General features: G+C 58.2%; 11 protein-coding genes. 3 read left to right on the top strand and 8 right to left on the bottom strand.

Features of this window, described 5'->3' with window-relative positions:
• Positions 1-105: 105 nt before the first annotated feature.
• A complete protein-coding gene (locus UH5x_RS25735; RefSeq protein ID WP_482634129.1) occupies positions 106-2,121 on the top strand; it encodes a hypothetical protein in 2,016 nt (671 codons plus the stop codon).
• A gap of 17 nt (positions 2,122-2,138) precedes the next feature.
• On the opposite strand, the gene mqnB is transcribed toward UH5x_RS25735, so the two are convergent.
• From mqnB to UH5x_RS25715, 4 genes are all read right to left on the bottom strand, one after another.
• Positions 2,139-2,813 carry a futalosine hydrolase gene (gene mqnB / locus UH5x_RS25730; RefSeq protein WP_047814304.1) on the bottom strand — a complete coding sequence of 225 codons (675 nt, stop codon included), beginning with the start codon at positions 2,811-2,813 and terminating at the stop codon, positions 2,139-2,141.
• Positions 2,800-4,107, bottom strand: a complete 1,308-nt coding sequence (locus UH5x_RS25725) for a nucleoside monophosphate kinase (protein ID WP_047814334.1) — start codon at positions 4,105-4,107, stop codon at positions 2,800-2,802. The genes mqnB and UH5x_RS25725 overlap by 14 nt, the downstream gene beginning before the upstream one ends.
• A gap of 87 nt (positions 4,108-4,194) precedes the next feature.
• Positions 4,195-5,487: a hypothetical protein gene (locus UH5x_RS25720; RefSeq protein WP_482634128.1), complete on the bottom strand. Its 1,293-nt coding sequence runs from the start codon at positions 5,485-5,487 to the stop codon at positions 4,195-4,197.
• Positions 5,484-6,545: an ABC transporter permease gene (locus UH5x_RS25715; RefSeq protein WP_047814306.1), complete on the bottom strand. Its 1,062-nt coding sequence runs from the start codon at positions 6,543-6,545 to the stop codon at positions 5,484-5,486. The genes UH5x_RS25720 and UH5x_RS25715 overlap by 4 nt, the downstream gene beginning before the upstream one ends.
• 310 nt (positions 6,546-6,855) lie before the next feature.
• On the opposite strand from UH5x_RS25715, the gene UH5x_RS25710 reads away from it, so the two are divergent.
• Entirely contained in the window at positions 6,856-9,195 is a 2,340-nt protein-coding gene (locus UH5x_RS25710) for a hypothetical protein (RefSeq protein ID WP_482634127.1), read from the top strand.
• A gap of 28 nt (positions 9,196-9,223) precedes the next feature.
• Here the strand turns inward: UH5x_RS25710 and UH5x_RS25705 are convergent, their stop codons facing one another.
• Entirely contained in the window at positions 9,224-9,541 is a 318-nt protein-coding gene (locus tag UH5x_RS25705) for a P-II family nitrogen regulator (protein ID WP_047814308.1), read from the bottom strand.
• A complete protein-coding gene (locus UH5x_RS25700; RefSeq protein WP_047814309.1) occupies positions 9,538-10,650 on the bottom strand; it encodes a Gfo/Idh/MocA family protein in 1,113 nt (370 codons plus the stop codon). Before UH5x_RS25700 ends, UH5x_RS25705 begins: the two co-directional genes overlap by 4 nt.
• Before the next feature lie 159 nt (positions 10,651-10,809).
• On the opposite strand from UH5x_RS25700, the gene UH5x_RS25695 reads away from it, so the two are divergent.
• The gene (locus UH5x_RS25695; protein ID WP_482634126.1) at positions 10,810-13,644 is read left to right on the top strand and encodes a COG1361 family protein; all 2,835 of its coding nucleotides are present in this window, start codon (positions 10,810-10,812) and stop codon (positions 13,642-13,644) included.
• A 270-nt stretch (positions 13,645-13,914) separates the two neighbouring features.
• Here UH5x_RS25695 and UH5x_RS25690 read toward each other — a convergent pair whose 3' ends face one another.
• Both UH5x_RS25690 and UH5x_RS25685 read right to left on the bottom strand, forming a co-directional pair.
• Positions 13,915-14,766: a hypothetical protein gene (locus UH5x_RS25690; protein ID WP_482634125.1), complete on the bottom strand. Its 852-nt coding sequence runs from the start codon at positions 14,764-14,766 to the stop codon at positions 13,915-13,917.
• 380 nt (positions 14,767-15,146) lie between these two features.
• Complete coding sequence (locus UH5x_RS25685) at positions 15,147-16,259, bottom strand: DUF1559 family PulG-like putative transporter (protein ID WP_482634124.1); 1,113 nt, start codon at positions 16,257-16,259, stop codon at positions 15,147-15,149.
• Positions 16,260-17,165: the final 906 nt, after the last annotated feature.

The following is a 17,165-nucleotide window of genomic DNA, read 5'->3' as shown; positions in this document are numbered from 1 at the left end:
ACTCAAATGCGGGGAGTCTACAACTGGCGCCGCCCGGTTAGACTGCGTGGCCAGTCGATTCGTCGATCGTTCCATCGATTATTCCCTGCGTAGCACCTCGGGTCCATGACACTGACCAAACCGCCATCCAAATCGAACTCGCCCCGAAAAAAAGCCTCGGAGGCTGGCTCCACGTCCACCGACGGGACCACCAGTCTCACGCCGATGCCTGACGCAGCGGCGTGGCAGAGCCTGCGCAAAAAGATCGAGTCTCGCCGCCAACGTCAAAACGCCACCCAATTGTACGGCGACGATGCCATCGACGGCCAAATTTACCAGTGGGGATTGGCGGCGCTCCTCAATGGGCCCGTCGATGCACTCAGCCATCAATTGGCGATGTTGGCTACCGTCGAGCCGGACCGCGCGTCCTCCACCGACACGGATTTGATTCCCGCTGCGGAACTTTTCTTGGAAGCCTCGCGGGACGGGCGTTCGGACGTGGCCGGAGACGTCGGCTGCATCCTTTGGGCCTCCTCGCTTCCCGCCCTGACTTCGACTTTGCCATTGGAACTTTGGTGGAATCTGCTGGCGGAACTGCAACGACGCGTCGCTTCCACACTGGCCCAAGACGAACCTCAGTCGCCCCATCACTTGTTGTTGGCCGGTGAAGTTGGACTGACCCTGGCGCATCGTTTGGCGGATATCCCCAGCTGCGCCGCGCGCGGAAAACCATCCTCTTCAGCCGTCCAAGCCTACTTGGATCACGAAGAAACGATCGACGAGGCCTTGCGAACCCCGCACGCTTTGCGAGCCATCATGGCATCGATCATCCGCTGCGAAGAAACGATGCGAGCCGTCACAAAACGTAAGTTCAACCCAACGCATCGGTCGACTGCCGAAGAACTGGCCGGCTGGATTGCCGCGACTTCGCGTGTCGATGGATCGCCCGTGCTATCCAAGACAACCGCCCAGGATGTCGCTCTGGATCACGTCGGTTTGGTTTCGCGAACCAAGCAGCCAGCGAAGAAAAAGAAGTCCACTTCAAAAACCAAAAAAACCGTTCGCCCGATTGCTCCCGCCGGTTTGATGGGACGAGCGATGCAGTACGACACCGATTCCTTGCTGCCCGCGTTCTCAGCCTCCTTGGGGCAAAGCCAAAGTGGCGGCCGCTTGGCCTGGGAAATCTCGCTTCCCGAATCAATGTGGCACAGCGATGTGGCCGGTTTGGTCGCGATGTTGCCGGAGTGGGATGTGCGCCGAGGGCGAACCTTCATCGACTACAGCGATGAAGTGATGCGAATCGAAATCATGGGCGGACGCCGCACAATTTTTCGCGGTCCACTGCAAACCACCGTCGAACTGGACGGGGTCAGCCAACATCCCAAAGGGGCTTGGCAAGCGACGTGCGAATACACCGACGATGACGTTCACTACCTAGAACTGGAACAATCCTTCACCGGTGGTGTGGTTCTGCAACGACAGTTCATGATCATTCGCGATGACCGTTGCGTGATGGTGTCCGACACCGTGTTGCCAGCCCAAATCGATCCCAACTCAACCGCGTCTTCGGATGCAACCGATCAAGGAGCCGACGGCACGCCCAGTCCCTTTGGGTCCCTGGCTGATGTTCAGATCCGCTGCGTGACCCGTTTCCCGGTTTGCGAGGATGTCTCCGCGATTCCAGACGAGCAAACGCGTGAGGTCTATTTCCACGACAACAAACGTCGTGCGATGATGTTGCCACTGCCGGCAGCGGAGTGGCGTATCGGGCCCACCGACTGCACGGCCGATCCTAGCGACACCGAGACCGAATCCAACTCCGTCATCGTGACGACCACGGGAATCGGGGCCGTCTACAGCCCCACTTGGTTCGATTTCCAATCTCGCCGCTTCCACCGCCAACGAACGTGGCGAACACTCACCGTCGCCGACGAGTTGCAACTGATCCCTCGCAACATCGCCACGGGATTCCGAATTCAAATCGGCAGCGAACAATGGATGATCTACCGTTCACTGCTCGGCCGTCGGCCTCGTTCGGTGCTCGGCAAACACTTGGTTGCCGACTTCTTCGCAGGACGGTTCCATCCCGGTGACGGAGGCGTGGAAGAACTCGTCACCGTCGACGATGCGGTCCAGGAGTAACGAACCGAACGGCAAGCTCAATCCAGTTCAGCCAACCGACCAGCAACCGCCTGAATCGCCAAGTCGATCTGCCATTGGGAATGGTCGCGATCACCGGCAACGTTGCTGATTCCGCGAACGACCATGCACGGGGTCGATGTCATTCGGCACGCCATCGCGACGCCAAACGCTTCCATGTCTTCCGCGATCACTGCCTCAGCCGGAGGCGAACCGGCCAGACTTCGACGACGACTCGCCAGGGCCGCCTCCGAAGACGCGGCGCAGACGCTGACCAACGTGTTGATCGAATGGGCCGTCTGATCAGGAACAGGCAGTTCCAAGCGGTCACCGATTGAATCGGATGACTGCCCGTCGGTGCCTGCCCACTGTTTCCATGCCAGCGAGTCCGCAGAAACAAACGCGTTGCCTTCCCCCACGCCGATCCCATCGCAAATCACACCAGCGAACCAGTGTGCTGAACCGACCGCTGCAGAATCCGATAAACCGCCCGCGATTCCGGCCAAGATGACTCGCTCCGGTTGATGGACCTGAATCGCTTGCATGGTGGAGGCAGCAGCAGCCACCAAACCGAACCCGCACAACTCGCAGTGCCAACCTCGGGAAGCCAGTGCAAGGGAGTCCGAATGGCTCAGTAGCTTCGAGCGTTCACCCGAAGTTGGAATCAATAGCAGAGTGGACTTAGCGTCCGCCACGACGAATTTCCGAGCCTGCAAACCGAATTTGGAAGCGATAAATCTTCTTGGTCACGCAAGTGATCTTGCCGGTCTGCAAATCGAAGTGATCCGGGGTCTCCGCCAGATTGATGTTGGCGACCGCGCGGAAACCACGCTCGGCAAACACATCGATCACCATCGCCAATGTCATGGGGTCTTCGAAGATCGGGTCTTCACTGTTCACGACTGCCAAACCAGCAATCGCGTGACGACGCACAATTGGCATGAAGCGACTTTGAATGATCTCAATCACATGCTGGAACAATTCTTTGTGTTCCAGTTGATACCCATCCAGACGACGGACCAGTTCCTGACGTGCGTGAACGCCAAGCTCGGTTGCCAAAGGCAGGTGCCGGACCGCGTCGTAGGTTTCCGGGTCCAACTCGAGCGACGATTGGTATTCCAATTCACTGCGGATGTTGCGTTCGACTTCTGCGATGTCGCCGCCCGCATCGATGAAGTGGTAGTGGTAAATCTTCTTCAACGATTGCAGTGCGTCCCAGGTTTTCTCCTTGAACACGCGATACCGTCGTTTTGCGGCGGTGGGATCGAGGTCCGTCAAACGCAGCTCAAGGGGCTCACCGTCGTTCTCGGTTTCGACCCGTTCGTTGTGTTCGGCGATCTTCCGACCACGCAGCAACTGCCGTTCGATGCTGGTCTTTTCGTCGATGAACAACACCACCGCGTGAACGGTGGGTTTGCGGAAATTGATCGCCAGCGGCGTCGAATGATATTCACGATAAAGCTGATTCATTTTCTGAACCAACTGATGCAGACACTCCACTTGAACGCGCGTTCGCGGGAACCCGTCCAAGATGCATCCGTCGCGGTACTCTTCTTCCAGAAGTTTGCGGAACAAAATCCCGACGACTTCGGTGTCGCCGACCATGCCACCAGCTTCTTTGATGCGTTGGGCTTCGGGCGTGTCGAGCAGACTGCTGACCACAATCGGATCGCAAGTCAAACCGCGTGCCTTGGAGATGAAACCGCTGTTGGTTCCTTTCCCCGACCCCGGTGCACCGCCCAACAGAATCAACTCTTTGGTGAACCGCAAATTTTCGCGGCCGTACTCTTCTTCCAAGTCATTCCAGACGTTGGTGAAAATCACGTGGGCGTCTTTGACCTCCAGATCTTCCACGGAATGTTCTGCCGCGGCAGCGACCGCTTCATCGGTCACCAGTTGAGACGCTTGGTCTTCCACCACGCCGGAGCCCGTGGGTGGCAAATCAGCGTCCGAATTTGAGATTTCGGGAGCTTCGTCCAGTGAGTCCATGGCAGCAACAGGATTCATACAAGGCGGAAAAAATGGAAGTCAACACCCCGCATCCTAACCAAGGAACGATGCCCCGCGAAGCGTCATTCACTCTGGCGAAGCCAGATGGACGATGGGATAGGGCGTAAAATCCGTTGCAACCCGCAAAGTGATTGGTTGGGAAGGATCGGCCCCCAAACGGGGTTCATTTTTCAACGTCAACCAAACCTTGTCTTTGCCCAAAATTTGATTCCTCAACACGCGAGCGAACCCGGGCTCGATTCCATCGCGGTGTGTCCCCATCACCTCATCGCCAATCTCGCGAATGATGGGTTCCAGTCGATCGCCCGCCGTTCGCAACTTTTCGCGAGCCTCGGGGGACGTCCAGACATCCACCCACACCTGGCGGAGGCGATCGTTGTCAACCACCGCTTCCATCACGATGGTCCGCAGCAAATCCCGCGCTTCGTCGTCCTGCACGATTTGCAAAGCGACTTTGCCAAGCCGATCTCGCAAGACTTCGTTGGCGGCCAAATCACGCAGGATCGCTTCCACCGCCTCGGTGATTTCATCCGAGTGTGCCTCCACGATCGGGACCACTTCCTGTTCTACAAATCGCGACCACTCCTCCCGCACCAACTCCCGTTCGGGAAGGGGTGCACTGTCGTACAAGGCACGCCAACCAAATCGCCACAGCGAGGCTTTTCCCCAAATTTCACGACCAATCGTTTCCGCCGGCTCCCGCCCATGAAGACGCAGCACTGGCACGACCTCCGTCCGAACCAACGGCACCATCTGATCCTGCACGATCTCTTCCCGAAACCGAGCGGTGATGGATTCCAACTCGACGTCGTGGCGTTTCAGCGACGCAGCCAGTTCGGATTCGATCACGGGCAAGCTTTGCCGAAACGTTTCGAATACCAACGGCAACATTGCTTCGCTGATTTCTTCCCCGTGTTCCCGCATCGCCGCTGAGATCTTTCGCGCCAATTGTTCCCGCTTGGGTTTCGGCAGCAACGTCGCGATCACATCATCGACTTTGCCCGACGAGCGATGCAGGGTTGCGTCAAGTGATTGCTCGGGATCCCAGAACGGGCTGACCGAATCGAGATCCATGGGTGCGTACAACGTCAGCGTCACCGTTTTTGCGTCTGGATCAACCTGCCCAACGTGCCCCACCTGATGCCACTGATCTCGATCCATGTCCTTCGCAAACGCTGCGTCACCCATGCTCAGAGCCGACGTCGGATCCGACAGGACCACCGATTGCGTTGGTGTCCAAACGGCTGACACCAAGGGGCGGGCACCACCGCGTGAGGAAGCGATCAACCAACCGCCGCCGATCACCAGGCACGCCAACCAGAACGCTGCGCCCAAAAAACGAGTGGTCTGCGTTGTCATGCCGAATCTTTCTTGAGAGCTCGCAGTCGGTCGACGTAAACCGCCGCGACAATGATCACACCCAACAAGATGTTTTCAATGTGGTTTTCCAATCCCAACGAGGTGCAACCGTGAGCGATCACGCTCATGATCAACACCCCGCACAACGTTCCGACCACGCTGCCGCGTCCTCCCAGCAATGATCCACCGCCGATCACCACCGCAGCGATGATCTCCAGTTCCAATCCCATCCCCGCCGACGCGTCGCCTTTTCCGAGCCGGGCGATGTCGACACAGCCTGCCAAACCAAACAACGCACCCGCGATCACGTAGACCAAAATCTTGGTTTGACGGACCTTCACACCGCACAATCTCGCCGTCGCTTCACTGGATCCAATCGCGAACACGTGACGGCCAAACACCGTTTGATGCATCAGCAGTGCGGTCGCGATCGCCAAAGCAACGGTCAACCAAACACCCCAACCAAAGTTGGGCATCACCGGGTAGGCGATCCATTCCGGACTGGGAAACGGCGTCACCGATGCCCACAACCACTCAGGGATTGTTTCTGCCGGAGGTGTGATCGTGCCGCCCTGATCCGACAGGCTTTTCCCCAATCCCATGAAGATCGTCATCGACCCCAACGAGATGATGAACGGGGTCAGCCTCAGTCCCGCGATCAAGACACCGTTGAACAACCCGCACAGTGCGCCCGCGCCGACCGCCATCGCCAGCGCCGCGAAAATCGACCATTCGTTGTCGAGCGTCAGTGCCGCGACACAGCCACACAAGGCCGCGGCAGTTCCCGCGGACAAATCGATGCCGCCACTGACGATGATCAAGGTCATTCCCAGCGACGCGATGCCGATTTTGACGCTCTGAACGCCCACCAATCGCACGGATGCCATGGACGCGAAGTTCCCATCGCTCCCGGTCACCCATTCCGCAACGGCAAAGAACAGGACAACGATCACCAACGCCAACAGGGGTCCAGCGGTATTCAATCCTCGCTTCAACAACGCAGTGGGTTCCTTATGAAAAGATGACAGACGCGAATCAGGTGGGCTTTTGCCGCTCAACCCGGCTTCGCAAACGCAAGCAGAGCAGTGTACCAGCGCAAACGCTCCGGATCAGTTGGGTTGTGCGGCTTGCAGGGCCGTCCTGGCAAACATGGGAAACCTTACCGGCAATTCGCCTCAGCGAAACGGCAACGACTGGTCGATCGTTTCGGGTAGGCGGCAATTGGCAAGGATGTCAAGCCATTGTTGACTCCCCTCCCTTGTCATTCACCCAGTACCTGCTGTGTCCAGAAACCCATCCAATTTTTTGCGTGTCCATCGTGGCGATCATGCAACGGATTCTGCCAAGCTTGCTTCCAAGCAAAAGCAGATGAAGTCGCATAGCAAACGTGCGTTGGTGACTTCCGGTGACGCTCATCGTTTGGCCAATCAAGCCAACGAGTTGGCGGATCACTTGCAGGCACAGCAAGCGGTCCTGCGTCAGCAGCAAGTGGAACTGGCGATCCAAGCCACCTTGGCGGCCGGTCAGTCCTCGCGTCCCGATCCGACCGATAGCATCGATCGGCTGCTCGGCGACGCGACCTTGGCGACCGGCACCACGGCGGCGGCGGTGTACTTGCTCGACGACGAAACCGAGTTCCTGGCAACTCGATTTGTATTCGGCTTGTCACCCGCCGAACGCTTGGGTTCCCAGCGGCCACTTCGTGGTGCTCGTGGTGACTTGGAAGCCATGGTCAAAGGCTTGGTCGCGATTGACGACATGGACCTCGGCCCGATCAGCACGTGGCGTTCTCCGGAACCCTTCCCCTCCGGAATCTGCGTGTGTCTGGGTGAAGCCGAGATGCCAATTGGCACGATGTGGTTGTATGCCGCCGCTGTGACGGCATTCAACGACGTGCACACCGCCGCGGCCCGTTTGGCCGCATCCAACCTGCAGCAAACGTTGCTCCGCTTGGCAGAACAAGACGCCGCACCGGATTCCTCCATCCGGTTGATTCTGCCCAGCGACGTGACCCTGGATCATTCCCGTGATGTCTCGCCCCCACCCAACGAGACTCATGACGACATGGAAATGATCTGGGAGAACAATCCCACGAGCAACGCCGCTGCCCCCGTCGAGGAAAACTCCGATGGTGTTGTCCCTCCCGACACCATCGCGCCCCCAGCGGGTCTCATCGGCTGCCCTCCCGCCGATGAGTCCGCGTCCGTGGTTGGCCCGATCGCGGAAGATTCCTCCGATGAAGTCCCTCGGAAAGTCCCCTCGAGGGACCACCTGGATTTGATCGACGACGAGAGTTTGTTGGATGCGGCCCTGGAATCCGCCATCGAAGCCCAACTGGTCAAAAGCGACGAATTGATCGCCGACCTGCAACGCGATTCGGATTTCCACGCGGAACCCGAGTTCGGGCTGTATGCCGCAGAAGAGGATGACGACGCCATTGACGATGCTCCGGTGCCGGCCCAGGACGCCGACGCAGAACAATGGCCGCTGCTGTCCGGTTACGACGAAGAAACAATGCGTCTGGCAGCCAAATTGGACATCCAGGACGCTCAGTTTCTAGCCGGTGAATACGACCCAACCGAGATCGACCAGTTCGACGCCGATGCGTTGGAGTTTCACCATGGTTGGGACAACGAGGAACTGGATCGCAACGTCGTCGACGATGAGGAATCCATGTGCAGTGACTTCGTCGACACCAGCGACGACGAAGAAGAGGATGATGACGGGAACATCGTTTCGTTTGATCTGTCACCCGACTCGAAGCCCACTCGAGAATCGGAAACAATCGAGGCAATCAACGATATCATCGCCCTCATCGATGACTTCGATGCGGACTTCCCCACCCGTGCACCGGAGCACGACAAGGGCGACGATTCGATCCTCACGAATCAAGCGATCGCCGAGGAAATTGAATCCGAAAACAGTGACTTGGCTCAGCAAGTTTCGATTTGGCAGCACCAAACGCTTCCGATGGGCACCAAGATCTGCCCGTCTTGGTACGCCGATGGGATGATTGAATCGCCGTTGGATGTGGCTCAAAGTTGGCACCACTGGGACATTTTGCCCGATGGACAGATTGCCATCGCGATTTGCCAGCCCAACGGCGGGGCGACTGCGAAGATCGATCTCAGCAACGTGATGGATGTGACCGTCATCCGAGCCGCCTTGCAGGCTCACATGGGTTACCGGCATCAACCTGCCGATGCGGTCCGCCGAGCCTACGACACGCTGTTCCAAATTCGCGATCACTCCTTCGCAGGCGAAGGGCATGGCAACGTTTCCTTGCTGTACGCCCACATCGATCCTGAAACGGGAGAAACGAGAATGGCGTCGACCGGGGACTGGTCGACGCTCGCGATCTCGAAGTTTGGATACCGGCCCGTCGGATGGTTGGACCGCGAATCCGATCGCAACCATCGTGATCTCGGAACCAGCGACCCGGAAACAACCTGTCTCGGCAACGTTGATATCACGAGCAGCCACCTGCACTTGCAACAGGGCGAAGTGTTCTTGGTCGCGGGCTGCCAATGGATGGGACTGCAACCGGCGACCGGTGTCCCCGGATACCCGCAGCATCAAATCGGAACCGCGATCACCCAAGCCATGCGGGAAGGCAAAGTCAGCCCCCTGGCCGCCCTCCGAACTTGGATGGCCCAGACGACGCTCAATGGCGAACGATCCGCCATGGCACTTCACCGAATGGGATGATCGGCGAACGACCAGAGATCGGTCACGTTCAGATGTCGATCACGCTCGCGACGGGCAAGACAAAGATCTTGCCGTCGCCGATCTGGCCCTCCGTTCCGGTTCGCGAAGCGTTGCGAATGATCTCGACCACCGGCTCTAAATCGTCGTCGTCGATCACCATTTCAAACGTGACCTTTCGCAACAAATCGATTTTGTATTCGTTGCCGCGAAACAACGCCGTTTGTCCACGCTGACGACCATAACCGAGCGCGTCCCCCACGATCGTGTCGCTGAAGCCCGCTTCATCGAGAGCGGACTGAACGTTGGAAAGTTTGGTCGGTTGAATGATGGCTTGAATCAAAATCATAGCGTCACCGTTTGGCCAGTCGTCATGGATGTTTCCATCGCCTCCAACATCCGCTGCGTTTCCAACGCTTGCCGATGATACTCCGCCCACGGAGGCGATGGCGAATCCCAAAGCTGTTCGTCGTCGCGTGTCGCGTGGATCCAACCGATCAATCGCGAAATCATGTTGTGCTCTTGGTGGCATTCGCAACTGAAGGGATGCACCTTGCCCGATGCCTCGTGCACCCAGCCCCGCGCCGGTTTATCAGGCCAAGGCCGTGTGAAATCATCACAAACAATGGATGCTTCTTCCCCCGCGATCTCAAACCATTTTCGCGTCGAGGTGTCAAACGCGCACGACATCGTCGCCGACACGTCGCGGGGAAAATTCATCATCGCAGTCACGCGGTACGGCACGCCGCCGCGCATCACCGCTTGCGCGTTCACCGTGAGCGGCAACGCCTCGTTGGCGAGGCGTAAAATCCCGGCCGCATACCACCCCAAATCCAGCAGGCACCCGCCACCCAGCGAAGCGTCTTGGCGGTGGTCGCCCGATTGGAACGGATTGAAAAACGAAACCGCCGAACTGACGTGACGCAGTGCCCCGAGTCGAAAGTCCGCTTCGCCTTGTGGAACGGTTGCACCTTTGACCCACTGACGAAACATGTCCGTGCGGTCGTGATGCAGCCAGGCGGTTGCATCGAGCCAATGCACGCGGGCCTGCGTGCAAGCGTCCGCCATCGCTTGAGTCGCCGGAACCGTCGTCGCCAACGGCTTTTCACACAACACATGTTTGCCAGCCGCCGCAGATGCAACCATCCATTCCGCATGCAACGACGGCGGCAACGCCACGTACACCGCATCCACATCGTCACGAGCGATCAAGTCCGCGTAACCGGACACGGCCTGGGCGATCCCATACGAATCAGCGTACCAACGCGCCCGCTCAGAAGTCCGACTGGCGATCGCGGTCACGCTCGCCCCCGGCGTCGATTGCAGGTCGGCAACCAACCGGCGAGTGATCCGGCCGGTGCCCAAAATGCCAAACCGGATCGGCTGGCGGTCGTCTTCCGTGAGGGTGGGTGCTGCCTGCAAAGGTTCGGTCGTTGCGTGGGAGGGAACGGATGTCATGGCGAAAGCCTAGCCGATCCCCCGGGCAATCGGCACCACCGGTCGGACCGTTCCTCTCATCGCAAGGAAACGGCTCGAATTCCGTTTTCTATCTTGCCATTCCGAGCACTGCCCCCCCTGCGTGCTAACTTTCCTACGGACGGAATTCTTTCTCGACGTATGCCCGATGGATCGATGAAAACGCAAACGATCATGAACGATCAAAGCCCCCGCAATGGCCTGCACGCCATTGCCGGTCGCTTGCGTTTTGCCTCGCTGGCCTGCGTTCTTTTTTCGGCACTGCTTTCCTCCGGTTGTGCCAACCTGCGTTTGCCCGCGATCAATCCCACGGGCGAAACCCTGTTTGCACCGCTGCCCACCACGACCAGCCTCGCTCTGCCCGGTTGCCTCGATGATGGCAGCTGTGGTTGCCTGGGTTGCCTTCGAAACCTGGGCACCTGCTTGAAATCCCCGTGCTTGGGAATTCCTAACTCGGCATTCCCCGAGCCCGAAGATCCGCCCAAGTGCGTTGATCCCAATGCCCAAATCGGCAGCGGCGTCGCGAACACCGGACCTTGCGTTCCCGGCCCCGGCTGCTCAGGCGATTGCCTGACTGGACCTCCGGCTGTTCTTTATGGCACCGAAATCACGGCTCAGAAAGCTTGCCAATTGCCACCTCGCGGCGATCGAGGCTGCATCCTGCTGACGCCGCAAAAGATCGTGGCCCCCGTCGGCGGCGAGGTCATGTTGCTGTCGGGCATCTGTGGCACCGACGGCTATCTGCTGACCGGTGAGCCGCTGGAATGGATGATGACCCGAGACAGTGTGGGCAACATCATCGAAGTCGGCGACGACGATCCCGGTCTCGTGCATCGCTTGACCAAGGTGCCCGTTGCCAAGAAAGAATCGCCAGGGTTCGCTCGCGGTGTGACCAGCACCAAAGAGATGGTGGTCACGCGTGGCAACGCCAGTGCCGCCGATGACATCAAACTCGAAAAGGGCCAAACCTACATCACGGTCAGCAGCCCCAGTGAAGGAACCAGCCACGTCACCGTGCTGGCTCCCGACAGCGATTGCTGGGACCAACGGAAAGCGACCGCGACGATCTACTGGGTCGACGCTCGTTGGCAATTCCCCTCGCCACAACGCGTCCAAGCGGGCACGGTCGTGGACCTGGTCACCCGAGTCACACGTGCTCAAGGCAGCTTGCCCGCCCGCGGTTGGAAAGTCCGCTACGAAATCATGAACCCCGAACTGGCGACGTTTGCCGGCACCGGTGGCTCTTCCTTCGTGGAGGTCAACGTGGACGATTCCGGCGACGCTCGCGCAACACTGGAACCAGTCGCCGGAACCAGCGGCAACGCCATCATCGACGTTCGCGTGATCCGTCCCGGTGGCACGTCGGACAACATGCCCGACCTGACACTCGGACGTGGCCAAGCCTATGTGACCTGGAGCAGCCCGCAACTGGAACTGCAAGCCGGTGGTCCCGAAGTTGCCTCGTACCAAATCCCCTTCGACATTTTCGCGAACCTGCGGAACCCCGGCGACCAAGACGCAACCGGCGTCAAAGTCGAACTCGGTTTCCCCGCTGGCGTGCGAATCATTTCCACCGATGCATTTGCCCAAGTCTTCACGAACACAATCGTGTGGGACATCGGCACCATGCCCGCGCAGCAACAATTGGACCTGGCTGTCAATCTCACCTCGCCCACCGCACTCAACCTGACGTTCCGCGCCTCGGGCGACTCCGGATTGATCGCCGAAGACACCGTTCGCGTCGACGTGTTCCGTCCCGCATTGGCTCTTCGTGTGACCCCCAAAACCGATCGCGTGACCGCGGGCGATCCAGCCACGTTTGACATCGAAGTCGAAAACACAGGCGATCGGGCCCTGCAAAGCGTCGAACTGCAAGCGACCGGCGACAACGCCATGACACACACCGTCACCAACAGCCGCGAAGTCGGCAACGAGAAAACCGATGGCCCACTGGAACCCGGCGAGATCTGGTCCACCAGCGTCACGTTCGTGCCCACCGATTCGGGGCAACGCTGCGTCGATGTGGTCGCCTTGGCCGCGGGAGGCCAACGGGCGCAGGCTCAATCATGTGTGATCGCAATCAATCCCGCTCCGCCCACCCCAGCCATCACCGCCAACCTGCAAGTCCGCGACCGTATGTCGGTCGGTGACCGGGTGCTGGCAACCGGACGAGTCACCAACTCGGGCAAAATCCCGCTGACCAATGTCCGAGCCTCCATGGCGTACGACGTGCAATTGATCCCGCGTCAAGCGACCACGGATTATCCCTATGTGATCGACACCCCCTATGTCATCGCCTGGACGATCCCTGAAATCGCCCCCGGCCAAACGGTTGTCTTGGAAACGGAATTCGAAGCCCAAACGACGGCCCAAAGCAGCCGCATCGTGTTTGCCACCTCCAGCAATGAAGGCGCGACCAACAGCGTTTCTGACAACGTTCAGATTTTTGCAGCCGCTCCCAGCAACGCCCCTTTGACTCCCGGCCCAACACTCCCGCCCGTCAGCCCCTCGCCCAACATCCCCGGCGGTGCCGGTACACCACCCGCCGACCCGAACGCCGGCCAAAGCACTCCGATCCCCGGCAACAACACGCCGGCTCGGGCGGGTGTGTTGCGGCTGCAAGTCTTGCAACGTGACGTCTCACCTCGCATCGGCGATCCAATTCGCTACGCCATTGCGATCACCAACGACACCGACCTGCTTGACTCGCAAGTTCAGATCCACTTTGACCTACCACCGGGCGTGATTGTGGAGCGATTGGTGCAAACCAAGAGCCCTGAACTGGAAGGTTTGACCCGCAGCGGCAACACGGTCTACTTCACCGAGATCAAGACCATGAAACCAGGCGAAACGATCGATTACGAACTGGTCCTGCGAAGCAACCAAGCCCAAGACTTCAACCTGATCCTCGAAGCCGAGAGCCGCAACGTTCCCCAAGGCATCGGAATCCGAGAACCCACCACCGTCTCACCGTAGTTGAGCCCCAAGCAATCTTGTTGGTTCAACCGAGGATGCTTCAGCCACAACCCGGGGCGTTGCCCTGGGCTGTCATCGGGCTGTCCCGGTGGGGCGAAGTCGTGGAACAAAACTTGGGCAAACCAATACGCTCCGCAACATCAAACATTTCGCAGTCCAAGCTAAGCAGGTCGCCAGGAGTCTTTCGGCATTTGGACTGTTTCGGTAAACGTCGTTGCTCCCACGTCCAACCGGGACCGACGCCCAAACGGCTCACATGATTGTGCCCGATCATTCCTGCCGATCTGCTTCTTGTTCCAGACACATCGACTCAATCGCCTGCCGCAGAACATCGGAAGTGATCCCATGTCCGAAGACACCCTTCTCATCCGTTGAACCTCCCTGATGCATGCCCGCCACCTCACCGGAATCGAACAGCAACGGCGCACCATCGGTCGCTTTCAATGACAGACGTTCATTATCAAACCGATAGCGAATGATTCCATCTTCGACATCGGTCACTTTCAATGCATGACACTTCTGACTCGGCGAGGCACCCGCGAAGACGGCGGTGACCATCCAGAGTCTCTGCCCCGGTTGAACGGATTGTTCAGATAGCTCCAGCATGGCTGGCTTGAATCTTCCTACCAGGTCAAACGCCACGACATCTGTTTCGGTGAACTTCTGCTCGGCCGCCTGATCACAGGGCTCATAGGGAGCCCCAATCTGTTTGACACCATCCGTTGCACCGAACACATCGCTCAGAAAGGTCGACTCAATCGAATCATGAAGTTCGGTCGGACGAATATCCGCTTCCAAACCACCTCCTGTGCCGAACAGATGCAATGCTGTCACGAAAACCGGCTTTGACTCTTCGCTCAATTGAAAAGCAAACCCCGTCCCAATCATATCGCTCCCACTCACATCGCCCACGTCCGTCATGAAGAATGGCCGCCACGCGGTGTACTCCTGCACGTCGGGAGCCCCTTCTGGCTTTTGAACGCCCATTCGTGTCGGCGGCGTAGAAGGCACCGGCGAACCGGGGCCGCATCCGGGAACCAAACACGACCACAACACCGCCAACAGAACAACGTTCAACGGCAACTTACCACGACAATTCGCATTGACCATATTCACAAACATTGTAAGGAACCGTTCGTTAATCACTTCGTCTTAAGCAGGTCGGCAGGAATGATCGGGCACAACCATGTGAGCCGTTTGAGCGTTCGCCCCGGTTGGACGTGGAAGCAACCACGCTTGCCACGACATTTCAAATGCCAAAAGACTCCTGCCGACCTGCTTACCAATTGAGCGGCATTGCGTTCGCGGCCATTCCGCTACTTCGCCTAATTTTTAACGCGATGCCTAAAGAGCAGATTCTTCGTTCGCAATCTGTTTGTCTTCCTGCTCAATCTGTTGCTGCAATTCTTCCCCGAGTGGAGGTGGGGTTTCATCCCCGCCGCACCCGCTCATACCCAAACAGACAACAAGGCACGCCAAACGCAGTGCGGTTTTTGCTCGACTCATAGTGACTCTCCACCAATGATTTCCCCGTCATCGCAAACGCACAGGTTCTTCCACAGCGTCGCGTCCACGTTGTACGAAAAGAATCGAACCGAGCCATCCACGAACGCGGCATTCAAACCAGATGCATGAGCCGCCCCAAAGTAACGATTCCAGTTCGTAAAGGCGTCATAAGATTGCGGGGGCAACGGAGCAACTGTTTGGCGGTCATGCTTTGGCGGAAAGTGCCAACGAAGCACACACTCGTCCCAACCGGCGTTGTTCCAGCGTTCGTTGTCTCCACCGTCGCGTCCATGTTGCGAGGTGTGAAGCGACTTTTCAGAGAAAATGATGGTGTTCGAGGTCCCATCGAGGATTCCAGCCAAAGTTCGCTTGTCACCCTCGCCAGGCCACACAATCGCTCCTCCCTTGGAGGGCTCCAGGCCACCGTTTGTCTTGGAACGCGTCGAAACGGCAGGGGCACCCAGTGGAGCTTCCGGAATGTAGTCGATCGTTGAGTCAGGGCGACCACTATAGAACCCTGCACAACCTGCATAGTCGACCCGTCCAAATCGTGCACTGCCGTATCCCTTCGGCGACCGCCGTGACGGACAGTAATAGGTTGAAACCAGGGCTTGGGCAACTTCGTCCTCGCCAGCATTGTTCGCAACGTTCGGCCAGTATGGTGGGTCATCCCGAGCAAGCTCGTAGATGTTATTCCCTTCAAGAAACGGAAGGATTTTGTATTGAGTGCTCCATCCTGTCCGGGTTGCTGCTCGGCAACAGGTGCCGTTTTTCGGATAGCCTGCAGAATTGGGGGCGTCGTCCGTTGTGATTGCGTTCATGGCGCCATCCAGCGGACCTTCTGGCAACTTCTTGTAGGTGCTCTCAAAGTTGAGAGCCGCCAGACTCATTTGCTTCAGGTTGTTCGAGCACTGCATTCGCCGCGCTGCCTCTCGAGCCGACTGAACCGCAGGAAGCAACAAGCCAACCAAAATACCAATGATTGCAATCACAACCAAGAGTTCAACCAGAGTGAACCCCTGGGCTTGGTTGCCCCCGTCCCTGCCCGTTCGTTTTGCACCGGAGCCAGCATCACTACCACGCGTCGCCTGTCTCAATCGCAACTCCATCAATCATACTCCCTGTATTGCCAAAGGTGATGTCCACTGGGCACGCAACCACGTCGATTGAAACATCTTCTCAACCGCTACGTGGTGGCCCTCATCTATAAGACTCAGGAAACTCAAGAGGTTTCCCCCATCCGCTCGCAAGCAAGCGAAGAGCTTGCCTTGGCGGGTCGCGAGAAGGATAGAAACAATCCTTGCATGTTCAATATGAACACGACTCATTTCGCAGATCCTTCACGCAATGCAAGCGGGACTTCGATTCATTGAGTGAATCGTGTTAACACTCGATGAAGCAACAGCTCCACAGAGGTAGCTGCACACCTCTACCTTGGCAGCCTGTTGATCGAGTCAGCCGGAACGCGATCCCGTCGGTTCGTCTCCGGTAACCGTGGGCGAGCGCCCGTCGGCTGATCGTTCGATCTGCGAAACGTTTTGAATCAACAGTCTGCTAGCCATCATGGGAAGCCGAAGAGATGCCGTTTCGCGAAAACAGAGTGCGCGACAATGAACGGAAGCGAAGCAGGTAGGTAGGCAACTGGGGAGCCAGCGATCGAAGCCAACTCGCAACGCAACCCTTTCACGATCAACATCCCCGCAGGCGTCTGACCGAATATTGCTGGCGGACACAAATCCATTCCAAACGCCGTCACTCAAAACCAGATCGTTGCCGAACCGAGGGCAGTTGCCTTGAGAAAATCAATGCCAATTTCGATTGCGGTGGTGCCGACCATGACATTCAATTCGCTTTCCGCCACTGGCTCATTGACGAACGACCACCATCGATCGCGTCTCCTGTCACCGGGCGAACACGTGTGCACTGCAACACAACCAATGGATTTTTGCGTTGCGTTCTCAGGTCCACATCGCCGAACTGGGGCACGGCGAGGCCACACGGGGTTGGTGTGCGGC

The organism is Rhodopirellula sp. UH5 (assembly GCF_056839225.1).
Note: the sequence above shows the minus strand (reverse complement) of the source record. Positions and strands in the feature narration are given on the sequence as shown.